General features: G+C 38.0%; 15 protein-coding genes and 1 tRNA gene. 14 read left to right on the top strand and 2 right to left on the bottom strand.

Annotated elements, in window-relative coordinates:
- Positions 1–354: 354 nt before the first annotated feature.
- From LI241_RS11665 to LI241_RS11650, 4 genes are all read left to right on the top strand, one after another.
- Positions 355–1011 (top strand): hypothetical protein, encoded by a 657-nt coding sequence (locus tag LI241_RS11665; RefSeq protein WP_008689962.1) that lies wholly within the window; start codon positions 355–357, stop codon positions 1009–1011.
- Positions 1012–1214: 203 nt separating this feature from the next.
- Positions 1215–2147 (top strand): MoxR family ATPase, encoded by a 933-nt coding sequence (locus LI241_RS11660; RefSeq protein WP_008689960.1) that lies wholly within the window; start codon positions 1215–1217, stop codon positions 2145–2147.
- Complete coding sequence (locus LI241_RS11655) at positions 2147–3139, top strand: DUF58 domain-containing protein (RefSeq protein WP_196028942.1); 993 nt, start codon at positions 2147–2149, stop codon at positions 3137–3139. Before LI241_RS11660 ends, LI241_RS11655 begins: the two co-directional genes overlap by 1 nt.
- Positions 3132–5267: a transglutaminase family protein gene (locus LI241_RS11650; RefSeq protein ID WP_227151300.1), complete on the top strand. Its 2136-nt coding sequence runs from the start codon at positions 3132–3134 to the stop codon at positions 5265–5267. The genes LI241_RS11655 and LI241_RS11650 overlap by 8 nt, the downstream gene beginning before the upstream one ends.
- A 134-nt stretch (positions 5268–5401) precedes the next feature.
- Here LI241_RS11650 and LI241_RS11645 read toward each other — a convergent pair whose 3' ends face one another.
- A complete protein-coding gene (locus tag LI241_RS11645; protein WP_227151299.1) occupies positions 5402–5794 on the bottom strand; it encodes a thioesterase family protein in 393 nt (130 codons plus the stop codon).
- Between the two features lie 107 nt (positions 5795–5901).
- On the opposite strand from LI241_RS11645, the gene LI241_RS11640 reads away from it, so the two are divergent.
- The 5 genes from LI241_RS11640 to LI241_RS11620 all read left to right on the top strand — a co-directional run bounded on the left by LI241_RS11640 (position 5902) and on the right by LI241_RS11620 (position 8733).
- Positions 5902–6555, top strand: a complete 654-nt coding sequence (locus LI241_RS11640; protein WP_008689955.1) for a manganese catalase family protein — start codon at positions 5902–5904, stop codon at positions 6553–6555.
- Between the two features lie 69 nt (positions 6556–6624).
- Positions 6625–7674, top strand: coding sequence for a hypothetical protein (locus LI241_RS11635; RefSeq protein WP_227151298.1), 1050 nt, complete (start codon positions 6625–6627; stop codon positions 7672–7674).
- 73 nt (positions 7675–7747) lie between these two features.
- Positions 7748–8410: a deoxyribose-phosphate aldolase gene (gene deoC, locus LI241_RS11630; protein ID WP_008979678.1), complete on the top strand. Its 663-nt coding sequence runs from the start codon at positions 7748–7750 to the stop codon at positions 8408–8410.
- A gap of 75 nt (positions 8411–8485) precedes the next feature.
- Positions 8486–8632, top strand: coding sequence for a hypothetical protein (locus tag LI241_RS11625; RefSeq protein WP_017144552.1), 147 nt, complete (start codon positions 8486–8488; stop codon positions 8630–8632).
- Between the two features lie 25 nt (positions 8633–8657).
- A tRNA-Asn gene (locus LI241_RS11620) sits at positions 8658–8733 on the top strand.
- A gap of 316 nt (positions 8734–9049) precedes the next feature.
- Here LI241_RS11620 and LI241_RS11615 read toward each other — a convergent pair.
- Positions 9050–9625, bottom strand: a complete 576-nt coding sequence (locus LI241_RS11615; RefSeq protein WP_227151297.1) for a DJ-1/PfpI family protein — start codon at positions 9623–9625, stop codon at positions 9050–9052.
- Between the two features lie 363 nt (positions 9626–9988).
- Here LI241_RS11615 and LI241_RS11610 point away from each other — a divergent pair, with 363 nt between their 5' ends.
- From LI241_RS11610 to LI241_RS11590, 5 genes are all read left to right on the top strand, one after another.
- Positions 9989–11053: a M42 family metallopeptidase gene (locus tag LI241_RS11610; RefSeq protein ID WP_227151296.1), complete on the top strand. Its 1065-nt coding sequence runs from the start codon at positions 9989–9991 to the stop codon at positions 11051–11053.
- A 95-nt stretch (positions 11054–11148) separates the two neighbouring features.
- On the top strand, positions 11149–12477 hold the full coding sequence (locus LI241_RS11605; RefSeq protein ID WP_196028951.1) for a hemolysin family protein: 1329 nt from the start codon (positions 11149–11151) through the stop codon (positions 12475–12477).
- Between the two features lie 184 nt (positions 12478–12661).
- Entirely contained in the window at positions 12662–13111 is a 450-nt protein-coding gene (locus LI241_RS11600) for a thioredoxin family protein (RefSeq protein WP_008689949.1), read from the top strand.
- Positions 13112–13774: 663 nt separating this feature from the next.
- The gene (locus LI241_RS11595; RefSeq protein ID WP_227151295.1) at positions 13775–14194 is read left to right on the top strand and encodes a peptide deformylase; all 420 of its coding nucleotides are present in this window, start codon (positions 13775–13777) and stop codon (positions 14192–14194) included.
- A gap of 164 nt (positions 14195–14358) precedes the next feature.
- Entirely contained in the window at positions 14359–15336 is a 978-nt protein-coding gene (locus tag LI241_RS11590) for a sugar ABC transporter substrate-binding protein (RefSeq protein WP_008689947.1), read from the top strand.

Raw genomic sequence — 15336 nt, 5'->3', positions numbered from 1 at the left:
AAATAAGAAGGTATGAATCGTTTGCATAAAGAAATCTAATAAACACATTCGATTCTGAAGTATCGGGATCTTTATTGCATCAATCTTAAAAGGTATAAACTTGGCAAGGCAGGTGCCAAATAAGAAGGTATGAATCGTTTGCATAAAGAAATCTAATAAACACATTCGATTCCGAAGTATCGGGATCTTTATTGCATTAATCTTAGAAGGTATAAACTTGGCAAGGCAATTGCTAAACAAGAAAGTATAGATTTTTTTCATAAACGTATGCTGTACCACCTGAATGTGCAAAGATTTGCTTAAGGTAGTTGCAATCTTATAAAAATAGTGTACTATTACAAAAGGTGATAAAAAATGAAATATATCAATGGAAAAGAATTACTCATGTTTCTAGAACCTCCGATTACAAGACTATCCGTATTTGAGGCAGAAACTGTCGATGCAGCGCTCATCATGTGTGCGGAAGCATTCAAAAAATTAGAAACCGAATTTCAGGTGACAATTGACTTTGCGACCTTCAAATACCAACTGTTAAAAACGATGGGAGAATTTTTACGTGCCTGTCGTGAAAACGAACATGAATGTTTACAGCAGCCAAGAGCACACATTGCCCAAGAACGCTATGAAGCTTTAGCAATTGATATAGCGCAATGGCCTAAGCACTTACAAAAAAATAATGCAGAAAACTTCTTTATCATAGAATATTGTTTGTGTTATGCCAATATTTTAAGCCGCTATCTTATGGACAGTGGTTTACCAAAAGAATTTAGCTGTCGCTTAGCCAATGATGCGGCAATCAAACTGGCACAGTGGTGTGATGAGAATTGTGTCAAGAAGTGTGCATATGAATGTATACGACGCAGCTCTTCAAACGGATATTGTACCTTATGCAGCTTTATGATCCAACCAATGGCTTGCCCTAAGAAACAGGAAATTCCATATGCTCGCTTACAGTTGGAAGAGGATGATTTACAATGCATGCGTCCAGAAAATTTAACGTTAGGATCCTGAATTAGGATCTTTTTTTATTACATTAGGAAGTATACGGTAAGGGAAAGAATGCGAGAATGGAAAGGGGTCAAACTTGTCAAGCCAGATAAAAGCAGTTTATCGGAATGGTTATTTTTTAAGATTTCTTTTGTATTTCAAAATTGACAAATACACAAAAATGACATACGCTAAAATTATATAAACAAGACAGAGGGAAAGCGATTATGAAAAAAACAACAGAAATTTTACAAGAAGTGAATAAGGTCATGATTGGAAAAAAACAAGAAGTCGAAAAAGTTATGATGGTGATTTTAGCTAAGGGACATATTCTTTTGGAAGATATTCCCGGTGTCGGAAAGACAACATTGGCGATGGCATTTGCCAAAGCTATGCAGCTTAACAGCAAGCGTATGCAATTTACCGTGGATGTTTTGCCAAGCGATGTGGTTGGCTATAGTGTAATTGATCCATCTAGTGGAGAAGTTCGTCTGCATGAGGGCGCTGTTTTTTGCAACATCTTTTTAGCTGATGAAATTAATCGAACGTCAAGTAAGACACAGGCGGCCTTACTAGAAGTCATGGAAGAAAAACAAATTACCATAGATGGATATACACAAACGGCGCCACAGCCATTCATGGTCATCGCTACACAAAACCCATACGGTTCTGCCGGTACACAGCTTTTACCAGAAAGCCAGTTGGATCGTTTCATGATACGTATGAGCATCGGCTATCCAAGTGCACAGGATGAGGTTGAAATGTTAAAGCGAAAACAGGCTAAAAAGCAATATCAGATTCAACCGGTTGCCAGTGTAGAGGATGTCATCGAAATGCAAAACGCATGCGATGCCATCTTTGTACATGAGGATATTTATCAATATATCGTTGATCTGGTGAATGCTACTCGTCATCATGAGCGAATTTATCAAGGGGCAAGTCCACGTGCCAGTATTGCCTTAACGGCTATGGCCAAAGCACATGCCTATTTAGCCGATCGTGATTATGTCATACCGGAAGATGTCACTCAAGTCTTCCACGATGTTCTTGCACATCGTATAGTAATGAAAAACGATATTGTTAAGGATCATCGCACGACTGCTGCTGTTTTACAAAACCTTTTAGATGAGATTGAAAAACCGCAGCTGAGGAAAGCATAATGCTTCGCGCTTGGTGCCGCTATCTGCTTTTGTTGGCAGTGTGTGCACTGCTTTACATCTTTTTAGGCGGCTATTTATTTCTGATAATTTTGACAGGTGTCATTGCGCTGCCCTTGATTAGTTTATTTGCCATGCTGATTTCATCAAATCATTTACAAGTAGACTTTCAACGCCGTAAAGAGGGCAGTTACTTTTATTGCGCCAGTGGGAAATGGTTCCCGCTTGCTCAACTCAAAATCAACATCCAACAAGAGAATATCTTTTTGGATGAGCAAACTCAAGATAATCTGACCTTATTTACAAGTGATACCATCGTGTATGTTCCTATGATTGCCCATGAGGCAACGATGGGAAAAATTCGCTTATGCTTTGATGGTTTTGTACTACAGGATATGCTAGGATTATTTCAACGCCATTACCACAGCCATCAAAAGCGTACTTATTATTTATATCCTCATGCAACTGGGACCACTATATCATCACAGATTCATGATATCTTACAAGATCAGGAACATGTATATGAAGGTCATATCCAACACGGTGGCATCTTAGAAGATACACATGAAGTGAAAGAATACCAGCCTGGTGATGATTTGCGTCATATTCATCATAAATTAAGCTACAAATTAGCGAAGACAATGATACGTACTTTTGCCTCTTACCAACAGGAACAACTGCTTGTATATTTAGATTTGCATGGAAGTGTTGAGGAATGCGAGCAGGTTTTGGGACACTTTTATGCCTGTGCTATAGAATGGATACAGCGTTCTATGAGTGCCATTGTCTGTTGGAATTCTAAAGATGGCAATTTGGAACAGGAGGTCTATGATAAAGCGAGCTTAAAACGATGTTTACAGGCAATTCTCGCACATCCCAAAGCGGAAGAAGAGGACAATGTTCTTTACCGTTCACAGCTGGGGACACACGTATGCATACGCTCTAGCGGGATAGAAACATCTATGGATGAGAAAGGAAGTGATGTGCATGCATAAGACATTCTCACTTACCGATCGCTTTCTTTTCGTCTTAACAAGTTATCTTCCTTTCCTTATCTTCCTATGGGTTTTTCAAATGCTGAATGGTGTCGTACTATGTACGACCTTTATCGCAACACTGCTTTTTCTATTCTTACAAACGACAAAACTGAAAAAATGGGTAATACCTATTTATGGTGCTTTGATAATGCTTTTACTTTTAAGTCTGATCATTAACTTTCGTGATACCATTAATGCCATATATAATCAAATCACATCTGTGTATGCTCATTCTTCCAACTATACGTTTCAAGTTTATGAAGTGACACTGTCACAACAAGAGCTTCCTTTCTTGTTTTCACGAGTTTGGATAGCGTTGTATCTGTTGATCATGTTACTGGAATACCTTTTTATCATTCGCTGGAAACGACATTTCCCAGCCTTTGCCATCAGCTTTCTGCTATATTTTCCAACGATGCTGTATAGTGTCAAACAGCCATGGCTGCTTACCTGTTTGCTTTTGATGGATTGGTTTTCTTTATTGTTTCTTTCTTATATCAGAAGACATAGTACACGTTCATGGCATTATGGCAAGCTGTTTGGCTATGTTCTGCTTTGCTTCTCTCTTATATTTGGTACGCTTTTTATCCTATTACCAGAAAAGGAGTATGAAGTCTCCTCCACTAGCAGTCATATGCGTCAAAAACTGTTACAGACAATTGAGCAGTTCACTTATAACTTACGTTATGGCTCAGAAAGCATAGGTGAAATTGACTTAGGAAGAGCGGGGAATCGTTCTTATACCGGTGCTATCCAAATGGAACTTACTTATCCTAAGGCATCTCGCTTATATTTAAAAACCTATAGCGGTGCTATTTATGATGGACATACATGGAAATCCCTTGCGCATAAACAATATCGTCAATATCCCAATATTGATTGGACAACGATTCGTTTTTGGATGAATCAGGCGGCATTACCGAAAAATATTCATGCGAATCCATTGATGATCAAAGATATGCGCGCCAATACGCAATATGCCATTGTGCCATATTATCTTAAGCACATCAATCAGGATATGAATATTTATTATGATGGCTATGCAGCATGGAGCAATTCAACAAAGGATGCTGTTACTTATGAAATCTGGGATGATGAACAAAAAATATTGCATGTACCACAGGGAACTTCCTATAAGGAATATGTGGATTTTATTAAGGAGCAGTATTTACAGCTACCTAAAGATATAAAAGAAAAATTTAATACGGTAGAAGACTTACAAGATAACTTCCATCGTTTTGCGTCTACGGAAGAAATTATTGACTATGTAAAAGGCTATTTATATGCTCATACCCGCTATACACTTTATCCGGGATCGCCTGATCTTTCCAAGGATTTTGTTTCCTATTTCTTATGGGAAAATCAGGAAGGGTATTGTGTTCATTATGCATCCTCTGCTGTATTGTTATTACGCTATTATGGTATCCCAGCCCGTTATGTAGAAGGGTATCGTGTGGATAGCAATGCTTATGATCATGAAGGACATGCACAGGTCAAAGATTCTGATGCACATGCCTGGGTGGAAATTTTTGATGAAACCTATGGATGGATGCCTGTGGAAGTAACGCCGGCAGCAGATAACGATTCTACCATACAAAAAAGCGAACAACCTCTCACGCAAACAACGCCATCAGAAATTACCCCCGGTCTTGAAAATAAGGAAGAGCCGAAACCAATCCAACAGCCTACGCAACACTTAATGGAAGAAAATGGCACGACAACAACGTCTGCCTCTTCCTCGTTGCCTTCTTTCTTGTTACCAGTTCTCGTTGTGCTTATCTTGCCCTTATTCATTTATGCACAGGCAAGCCTAAGAAGAAAGTATCGCCGGAAACAGTTGGAAAGCATGAAACAACGACAAAAGCTGTTAACGCTTTATGGCTGGTTAGAAGATTTATTCCCATATGGAGCGAAGATTGATCAAGAAACATTACAACTTGTGGAAAAAGCACGCTTTTCGCAGCATGAGATTACGAAAGAGGATGTACAACAACTGCAATCGCAATGGCAAACGCAGCGAGCTCATGTTCTTACAACATTGTCATGGCAAAAGAAGCTTCGCTTTTGGATATGGGATGCGCTATAAAACAACAGAACAATCATTTTGAAAAGGAATATGCACGTTGCTAGGATATTCCTTTTTTCATTCACAATAAAAAAACAGCGATTGAAATGTCTTTCCATTGAATAACAAATGAAAATTCACTTCAAAAGCTGCTTTTAACAAAGTTTTGCTTGGGCTTTTGCTTCAAACTTTTCTTTCATCACCACAAAACGTTCATGGCTTGCTTTACCGATGATATCCTTTTCATCTTGGGCGATGATCGAAAAGGTGACTTTCTTACGATCAACCGCGATAATTTCAGCACTTATCCGAACCTTCATACCTGCTGGTGTGGCAGCATCGTGTGTCGTATGCATCAAGACACCAACACTGGTTTCTCCTTCTTCTAAGAAAGGCTGTAGACATTGCACTGCCGCATGTTCCATCGCCGCAATCATCATTGGTGTTGCATATACAGAAACAATGCCGCTGCCCACATTGCAAGCAAGCTTAGCTTCATCTACGATTACTTCTTCTCGACACTTTGCATGTAATTGAACTTCTTTCATCTTTTATCTCCTCTTACGACAGGTTTCCTGCCCATTTTTGCAGCATTATTATAGCATAATCTTCTTTTTCATATCCATACTAGAATTGAAAAAGGAGGAAATCTTGCATGTATTTGTATGATAATCAATTACCTATGGAAATAAACAATATTACCCCAGATCCTAAGCTTTATGAATATATGGATCATGAATGTGGCGGATGTGAAAAAGGCTTACAACTGGCTATATTATATTTGCGTCAAAGCTTCATGATACACAATCCTACATTTCATGAATTATTTCGCCGTATTGCTGCCCGTCGCTTAAGTGATATGGAAGTTTTAGCCGAGCTATTGCACCATCTGCATGGGGAAGATGATCGCTATTATGATGAATCCAATGACGATACCCCGGTCTTTGCATTTATTCCACCCTGTGATCAGCCAACGCATAAGGAAATAAAACAACATCATGTAAATAATGATCTAAGCGCTGCCTTACTATGTGATATCGAAGAAGAACAAGCCTATCAAACATATTATGAACAAGTATTAACCAAAACAAAGGATGAAGAGACAAAAAAGGTCTTGACATATTTATCTGAGAGCAGTGCCCATGTATTGCAGCATTTAAGAACAACACTGGATATTTTAACTACACATGACGAATTAAAAGACTTTGGAGAAGGGGATATGCATAATGCATGGGATTTAGATACGTCCAATTATTTTGATAAACCGAATCCATATTTCTTCAATCCAAACGACAAATTGAATAGCTGATAGAAGAACGGTCACATTTGTAAGAGATGCGACCCTTTTTTTCATGTATAATAAATACAGGTGATGCATATGCATGAGAAAAAGGATACAACAAGATATCAGAAGAAGATAAAAACGCAGCTGCGCTTATTTACTTGGCTTTTTCTATTGTTTTACATATGCTATGCCGTTTTACAAGTCATGCTATTGAAAGAATTATTTCCAATTCGCTTCCAAGAGCCACAGAAAAGATACATGATACGTTTACTTATGGAAGGGATATTATGGCTGTTTATCGTCAGGTCACTGCAAAAGGGTAGAAAGATTGCGCGCCTACTGTTCACCCTATGTGCGATCCTCTCTCTGTATTTTCTATCGGCACTGCCTGCTTTTTATCAGCTCAGCCTGTCTGGCTGGGAAGCTACGACGTTGCGGATCTTATTCACCTTATTGATGATCAGTAAGTACCTCATCACCTTTTGTTGCGTCTGCTATCTCTATCGCGATCCACATATTGTCAGTATATGGAAAAAAGCAGATAGAAGGATGGCAATAACGCAGCCAGAAGAGGAGGAAGAAAGACAAGAAGATGAAGTCTTAAACCAAGTGTTACAAGAAGTATCTCTGGTCCATATGGAAGAGGATAATCGTCTTTTTATAAGAGCACAGCATTTTTTACATCGCTATACGTTTTATCTTGTCATGATTTTATTGGGGACGTTGATAGGCTTCTTACTGTTTTTATTCATCATGCAACTAAGTTTTCCTACGGACATAGATGGGTTACAATATGTGCAGCGGTTTTTCCTGTTAGCTATTCTTTTTACGTCGTTGCTATGGTCTTTTGCAGGTGTTGCCATGTTCATGTACAGTTCTTCCTGTCGCTTTCTAATCATGCTTGCATGGCTTTGTGAAAGTATCCATCTGCTGCAAGAACTCCCTCAAGTATGGCAGACTTTTCAAAGTCAACAGTATCAACTGCCTTCTATACTTTGCATTATCGTGTTGGAGTTATTGCGTTATGGATTATTGTTAAAGCTTACGATAGCGCTATATCAAAACCCATTCTTGCAATTATATTGGAAACGTAAAACAGCAATTAAAAAAGCCCAAAGAAACAAGGATAGTCGTTATAGCTGAGAAACAATAAAATCAGGTTTTCGTTTCAGAGGGAAAATGCTATACTTAAAGTGATAAGTAGGAGGATGTTCTTATGAAAATGAACAAATATATCGATCACACTTTATTGAAAGCGGATGCTACACAGGATAAGATCCAGGTATTGTGTGAAGAGGCTAAGAAATATGATTTTGCGAGTGTTTGTGTAAATACGTATTGGGTAGCTTATTGTGCGAAACTATTAAACGATAGTGATGTTAAGGTTTGTACGGTCGTAGGTTTCCCACTAGGCGCAATGAGTACGAAAGCAAAAGCTTTTGAAACAAGCAATGCCATTGCCGATGGGGCAGAAGAAATTGATATGGTAATGAATATCGGTGAAATGAAGGCACATCATTATGATGCTGTTCGTGATGATGTGGCTGCTGTTGTTAAAGCGGCAGATGGACACTGTGTCAAGGTAATTTTGGAAACATGCCTATTAAGTGAGGAAGAAATTGTGAAGGCTTGCCAGCTTTGTGTAGAAGCAGGGGCAACCTTTGTGAAAACATCCACTGGTTTTTCTACAAGAGGTGCAACACCAGAAGATGTGAAGCTGATGAAGGATACTGTAAAAGATAGCTGTAAAGTTAAAGCAGCTGGCGGTGTGCGTTGTCGTGCAGATATGGATGAGATGATTGCAGCAGGTGCTGATCGTATCGGAACCAGTGCCGGAGTTCAATTGATGCAAAATGAAGCAAGTGAAGGAGGCTATTAAGCCTCTTTTTCATAGCGCAATGAAAGAATTCTTATCTGCTAGAAAAGCAATCGATAGAACACGCTAAAAGTTTTTATGATAGCACAAAACGGAATTCATAAAAAATTAAGTAAGATTGGAAAAAAGATGGAAGTAAAAAAACACTTGCAAGGAAGCATCCCACATGAAGCTTTTTCTGCTATTTTTGCTAAAAAAGATATTGTCAAAAAACTAACTTTATGATATTATAATTAAGCACTTGATAAGTGCCTTAATAGCTCAGTTGGTAGAGCATCCGGCTGTTAACCGGCAGGTCACAGGTTCAAGTCCTGTTTAAGGCGCCATTTTAAAAGATAACCTCACAAATGTGAGGCTTTTTTTTGTTATGTTTGCGGTATCCTAAGTAAGTGCTTTTTAATAAGTTGCTGTTAAACTATTTAAATGGTTTCTACCAAATAACCATTAAATTGAAAGAGGCTTCTTTAGCATTATAAGGCAACTAATAAATAGCCTCTTTTAAACGACATTTTAAATAGTATTATCGAGAACCCTTGATTAATCAGTACTTCGAAATTACTTGAAGGAATATAAAAATGTGTCACAATGCCTTAACAGGACGAATGACACATTTTTTTACATAGATGAAGCTTTTTGCTGCCTTTATAATCCAAACGATTTAGGATAAACGGGAATATCTAGCATTCTGCCTATTTCCATAGCCCACTCACGAAATCCATAGATCACACTGGTGATGATATGATCATGACGGATAAATTTAAGATCTTCTTCAGCACAACATGCATCCCAATCGATCATATTCTGTAAACAGCTTAAAGCGTAACCTTCTTCAACAAGATCTTGTTTGTTCATGGCACACATAAATGGGCGATCTTTTAGAATGCCGGCATTGTATAAAAGTAAAGGAGCAATGGAAATAGCCCCAATGACTTTTTTCTGTTGATCAAATATGCGTAATTTTTCTTTAAGAAGTTCATTCTTTAATATAGTAGGGTTCTCTTCCATAAATCCCGACAACAAGATGCCATCATAACCATCAACATCCAATTCATCAAGGGTATGTTCACATTGCAATACTATGCCTTCTTCACTGCGATATGCTTTCTTTTCAACACCAAAATAAGTAACGGGGATGTCAGCCATACGAAGCATTTCTAAAGCTACGGTAATTTCACACAGGCAATATCCCTCATATAAGATAACTGCAATTTGTTTCATAACGTCATTCCTCTTCTTTCTTAGTACAATTAAGCACAATGGATGAATTACGTTTTTCTTTTGATTTTATGCTCACTTAACCATGACAAAAAATAAAAGCTAGAGAAAAATTATCGATATTTCTTTACATACATGTGCGCATACAAAAAGCAAATCATCCATTGAAAAAAACATTCGTTTTCTACAATAGATTATTTGCTCATGTTCATCACCACGCCATTTCTTATTGCTTTTATTGTAGCCTGTGTTTGGATGTCTGTCAATAAAAAGGGAAACCATAGTGATGCAACATCTTACTTTTCCAAAGACTTCGCATATGCTACAATATTTTGTAAGTATAAAAAAAGAAAAGAGGAATACAGCATGAATGAAATAGAGCGAATCAAGGCCTTAAGTAATGCCTTTGGACCAAGTGGCATGGAAGATGATGTAATCGCATTGGTACGTGAAGAGTGTAGTGCTTTTCATTGTGAAGAGGATCATATGCGCAACTTATACATTTATTCATCGACAAGCAACACGAAGCAAGAAAAACCGATCATTCATCTTGATGCCCATGGGGATGAGGTTGGTTTTATCATCCAGGCCATACGTCAGGATGGGATGCTGCGCTTTCTACCCCTAGGCGGTTGGGAAGCGAAAAACATCGTTGGGAATAGTGTGCTTATTCGCAATGTAGACGGTGAAATCGTACAAGGCATCGTATGCAGCAAACCTCCACATTTTATGAAACAGAGTGAAAAAGGAAAAGCCATCGCTTTTGATGATTTGCTCATTGATGTAGGAGCTACCAGCTTAAAGGAAGTGCAAGAATCTTATCGTATACAGATAGGCTGTTTTGCCGTGCCCAATGTTTTATGTTCCTATGATGAGCGTCACGATATCTTTATGGGAAAAGCCTTTGACTGCCGCATTGGCTGTGCCGCTTTGATTGAAATGATGCATCAGGTGCAGAATATGGATGTAGCAGTACAAGGGACGATATCAGCACAAGAAGAAGTTGGCGAGCGGGGCATGAAATGTGCTATTCAAAACATCCATTGTGATGTTATGATCGCTTTTGAAGGATGTCCTGCAGATGATACCTTTGAAGAAAGCTATATGATCCAAAGTGCATTGAGAAAAGGACCGATGTTACGTCATTTTGATTGTTCTATGATTACCAATCCACGTTTTCAACGCTTTGCCTTGGATGTGGCAAAACGTCATCACATACCGGTACAGGAAAGCGTACGCAGCGGTGGCGGCACCAATGGAGCCATTTCTCATACGCATTTGCGAGGCATTCCAACCATCGTAATTGGGATTCCGGTTCGTTATGCTCACAGCAGTTATGGTTATACAACATTAAAAGATTATCAAAATGCTGTCAAACTTGCCGTGGCGATAATAAAAGATTTAACAAAAGAAATGGTGGCATCTTTTTAATTAACCAAAACTTAACAAAGGAATATTCACAAATGGAAGAACTTCTGTTACAATCAAGACCATAATATAATTTAGAAAAGGAGCGATTTTAATTTATGGACACAGACCCCGCAGGGACCTCTATTACGTTACAACTGATTTTAATGGTGATATTAACAATGACAAATGCCTATTTCGCAGCGAGTGAAATGGCCATTGTTTCTGTTAATAAAGGAAAAATCAAACGCCTGGCTCAAGATGGAAATAAAAAGGCTAGGTTAGTTGAGCAGCTGATGGATGCACCTACGAATTTCTTATCTACGATTCAGATTGCCATCACGTTATCCGGCTTTTTCAATTCCGCAAGTGCGGCAACGGGAATTTCAAGTTCGCTTGCTGAAGTATTACAGCGTTGGGGCATTCCCCAGGCCAATACGATCGCCGTGGTGTTGATCACGATGCTTATTTCTTTTATTACGCTTATCTTTGGTGAATTGGTACCCAAACGAATGGCTATTCAAAAGGCGGAAAGCTTTTCCATGTTTTGTGCTAAGCCGATTTTGATAATTAGTAAAGTAGCGTACCCTATCATTAAGATTCTCTCGGTATCTACCACGCTTGTATTACGTTTGTTTGGTATACAAGATGAACATGTGGAAGAATCTTTATCGCGTGAAGAGATTCGCAGTATGCTAGAAGATAGTCGTGAAAAGGGTGTGCTTGATGAAGCTGCGGCAGAAATGATGGATGGGGTTTTTGAATTTGATGAGATCTTGGCTAATGAAATCATGACACCTAGAACACAAGTATTTTGTATTGATATAGATGATCCCAAGGATGCATATGTACACGTTCTGATGGAAATGCAGTATTCTCGAATACCGGTATATGAAGAATCTATTGATAATGTGATCGGTATTTTAAATATTAAAGATTATTTTACGCAAGCATATCAACATGGTTTTGCTTTTGTGGATATCCGTAAGATATTAAGAAAGCCGTATTTTGTTCCTGAAACAAAAAATATCGATGATTTATTTCAAGAGATGCAGAAGTTGCATCAACATATCGCGGTTCTGATTGATGAATATGGAGGCATGTCCGGTATTGTGACCATGGAAGATCTCGTAGAAGAAATCATGGGAGAAATCGAAGATGAATATGATGATGCGCAAGCGATGATGTTACGCAAATTGTATGATAATGTCTATGAAATCAATGGTAGGATGCCCATCGAAGATTTGAATGAAGCACTGCAAATAAATATTGAGAATGAGAAGTATGATACGATTGGTGGTTTCATCTTAGATCAGTTAGGCTGTATCCCTGAAGATGGGGAAAGTGGAACCTTATATTGGAATGGTATACAATTTCAAATGTTAGAAATCAGAAATCATCGTATTGAACGTATCCGTGTGGAATTGCCGAAACAAAAGGAAGAATAACGAAAAAAAAGGCTATGCGAAAGAAAGGAATTTTCTAATGCATAGCCTTTCTAAATAAGATTGCGATAAAATTTGGAAAATGAGAAAGTGTTGTCATCTGTTTACTTTTTTATCAAAAATGGCTATACTATTAAAGAACATCCAGAGGTGTTGTACCGCTTAAAGGCGGCATATGGAGGTTTTTATGAAAAAAATTATGTACATTACGACGTTATGCTTTCTTTTGCTGCTAAGTGGATGCGGCGGTTATACAAGAGATGAAACACCAGGTGCCTTACGCACGATTTCCGTAGCAGATATGGAAAAGAAAATGAAAAATAAAGAAGATTTTGTAATCGTATTTACCCAAAGCTGGTGTGCACATTGTGAGAAATTTCGCGATATGCTGGATGAATATTTACCAAAGCACCATGTGATCGTATACGATGTTGTCATTGACAAAGACCCTAATCCGGATCGCAGCGGCAATATTAAAAAGATTCAATCTTACTTTAAAACCATGGATAGTACGCCTTCCTTGTATTATGTGGAAAAAGGTAAGGTCAAAGATGAATTGGAAAACGGCGATGATGGAATCACGAAAGAAAAATTCGACAGCTGGGTCCAAAACTTTAAGCTCGATGAAAAGAAATAAGAAATTTGCGCTAAATAGCGTTGAAAACTAACATTTGTCACATATGACTAACAAATGTCATGAAAATTATGTGACAAAAGAAAGTTGCAATTCTTTACCTGGTTGTATACAATATAAGTGCAATAGTAGAATGATTGTTTGCAGTGTAGATCTACATCAAACAAAACATCTATGGTATTGTGGAACAACTAGATTTAAAGTATAAGTCTCTTTTAAATCTACACTACATTGGTGGATGGGGCATATCAGGAATAAGGATACGAAAATCAGATGTCTGCTGGTAACATTCAATGGTTTTCTTAAGATTTCCTTTCACTAATTATCATAATATAAGACCCCATACAATCCTTTTTTGAATAAACATGAAACCCTTCACACATTACACACGGGGTCATGCCTTATTCTCTGAGATTACACCGTTCATTCAATTACATGCGAGTGTTTCATACAATTATGAAGCAGGAAGAAACAAGTCAATGATGAGAGAGTGGCTTGTTTTTTCTTATGTTTTTAACATGAAGAAACATCACTTTTTCCTTCCGAGAAAAACATCTAAGGTGCTCTAAACGCAATCGCTTATACAAAAGCGGGCTTAATGTGTTTTATCATAAAATGAAAAGGAGTGGCTTTTTCTTAAAAAGGAAACCGAAAGGAGAGAAAGAAATGATTAGCGAAATCAATCACGATATTATACTATTACAGAAAACAAGTGAGCCAGCAACAGAAAAAGATCTATGGGTGGCAAAAAATCTATTGGAAACACTGCAAGCACATGAAGATAGGTGTGTAGGCATGGCTGCCAACATGATTGGCGTATTCAAGCGAATCATTGCTTTTGTGGATATTGAAACAGGATCTCATTGGGTCATGCTGAATCCGGAAATCATCAAAACATCAAAAGAAACTTATCTGGCGCAAGAACAATGTCTGTCCATCAGCGGAATTCGCCAAACAAGACGCTATCGCCGTATCAAGGTACGATATCAAGATGAACATATGAACATAAAGATTAAGACCTTTCATGATAGGACTGCACAAATTATTCAACATGAAATCGATCACTGCAATGGCATACTGATATAAACGCTCTCGTTGTTTTCATTTCACCAACAAACAAATTAAGAAATGTCATTCCTTTTTCTCATTGTGAAAATTCCGGCAGATATCTTTTTTCACTCTGGAAATTGCGGTAGGAATGCTTTAGAATATGATATAATAAGGAAAAACAGTCAGGAGGAAGGGTACGTATGTCAAAAATGAAGGGCGCATTGAAAACGGCTATCATTTTTTTGTTTTTAATGGTGTTTGTGGCGGCAGGCATCAGTATCTTTAGTAAAGCCAGTAAAACTTCCTTTGTCTATCGCAGTAAGGAGCCTCTGAAAATCGGTGCCACCTACATGACACTTAACAATCCTTTCTTTAGTATCATTGATGAAGAAATACATAATGTAGTCGAAGCGAATGGTGATGTGTTAATCAGTCTTGATCCTGCCTTAGACTTAGAAAAACAAAAACAACAAATACAATACCTCATTGATCAGAATGTCCAAGCGATCATTGTCAATCCTGTTGATTTCAACGGCTTAACTTCCTCCCTTGAAGCAGCCAAAAAAGCCGGTATCCCGGTCATTGCTGTGGATAGTGAAGTCATGGACAGTGACTTAATTACTTACAGTGTAATGTCAAATAATTATGATGCCGGTGTCCAGTGTGCAAAAGATATGATGAAATATAAGAAAAAAGCAGATATCGTTTTATTACAACATAGTACAGCATATTCTGCTGTTCAGCGCATTCAGGGCTTTATCGATACGATTAAAAATGATCCCAATTACCGTATTGTCGAACGCATTGAATGTGATGGTCAATTAGAGATTGCAATGCCGCTTATGCAAAAGTTCTTGGAAAAGGATGTATCTTTTGATGTGGTAATGGCTTTAAATGATCCAAGTGCATTAGGTGCTCTGGCAGCCATGCAAGATCAAGGCAAATTAAAAGATGTATTCGTATATGGTGTAGATGGCACACCGGAAACAAAGACACTGATATCAGAACATATCATGCAGGCAACGGTTGCTCAATCACCAAAGACATTAGGAAAAATGGCGGCAGAAGCTGTTTATAAGATTCGCAATCATGAGAAAATAGAAAAACTTCAGCGTATTCCAGTGACCATCATCACACAAAAAAACGTCGGGAAATATTCATTAGAAGGGTGGCAATAG

Source organism: Longicatena sp. 210702-DFI.1.196, assembly GCF_020563125.1.
GTDB classification, from domain to species: Bacteria; Bacillota_I; Bacilli_A; order Erysipelotrichales; family Erysipelotrichaceae; genus Longicatena; species Longicatena caecimuris.
The sequence above is the reverse complement of the archived record's forward strand: the minus strand, read 5'-3'. Positions and strand labels throughout refer to the sequence as shown.

Excerpts from the sequence above, each read along its gene's own strand:
- LI241_RS11600 (WP_008689949.1), top strand. The coding sequence starts at position 12,662 with ATGAAAAAAATTATGTACATTACGACGTTATGCTTTCTTTTGCTGCTA.
- LI241_RS11635 (WP_227151298.1), top strand. The coding sequence starts at position 6,625 with ATGCATGAGAAAAAGGATACAACAAGATATCAGAAGAAGATAAAAACG.
- LI241_RS11610 (WP_227151296.1), top strand. The coding sequence starts at position 9,989 with ATGAATGAAATAGAGCGAATCAAGGCCTTAAGTAATGCCTTTGGACCA.
- LI241_RS11640 (WP_008689955.1), top strand. The coding sequence starts at position 5,902 with ATGTATTTGTATGATAATCAATTACCTATGGAAATAAACAATATTACC.
- LI241_RS11660 (WP_008689960.1), top strand. The coding sequence starts at position 1,215 with ATGAAAAAAACAACAGAAATTTTACAAGAAGTGAATAAGGTCATGATT.
- LI241_RS11595 (WP_227151295.1), top strand. The coding sequence starts at position 13,775 with ATGATTAGCGAAATCAATCACGATATTATACTATTACAGAAAACAAGT.
- LI241_RS11625 (WP_017144552.1), top strand. The coding sequence starts at position 8,486 with ATGATAGCACAAAACGGAATTCATAAAAAATTAAGTAAGATTGGAAAA.
- LI241_RS11605 (WP_196028951.1), top strand. The coding sequence starts at position 11,149 with ATGGACACAGACCCCGCAGGGACCTCTATTACGTTACAACTGATTTTA.
- LI241_RS11650 (WP_227151300.1), top strand. The coding sequence starts at position 3,132 with ATGCATAAGACATTCTCACTTACCGATCGCTTTCTTTTCGTCTTAACA.
- LI241_RS11655 (WP_196028942.1), top strand. The coding sequence starts at position 2,147 with ATGCTTCGCGCTTGGTGCCGCTATCTGCTTTTGTTGGCAGTGTGTGCA.
- deoC (WP_008979678.1), top strand. The coding sequence starts at position 7,748 with ATGAAAATGAACAAATATATCGATCACACTTTATTGAAAGCGGATGCT.
- LI241_RS11615 (WP_227151297.1), bottom strand. The coding sequence starts at position 9,625 with ATGAAACAAATTGCAGTTATCTTATATGAGGGATATTGCCTGTGTGAA.
- LI241_RS11590 (WP_008689947.1), top strand. The coding sequence starts at position 14,359 with ATGTCAAAAATGAAGGGCGCATTGAAAACGGCTATCATTTTTTTGTTT.
- LI241_RS11645 (WP_227151299.1), bottom strand. The coding sequence starts at position 5,794 with ATGAAAGAAGTTCAATTACATGCAAAGTGTCGAGAAGAAGTAATCGTA.
- LI241_RS11665 (WP_008689962.1), top strand. The coding sequence starts at position 355 with ATGAAATATATCAATGGAAAAGAATTACTCATGTTTCTAGAACCTCCG.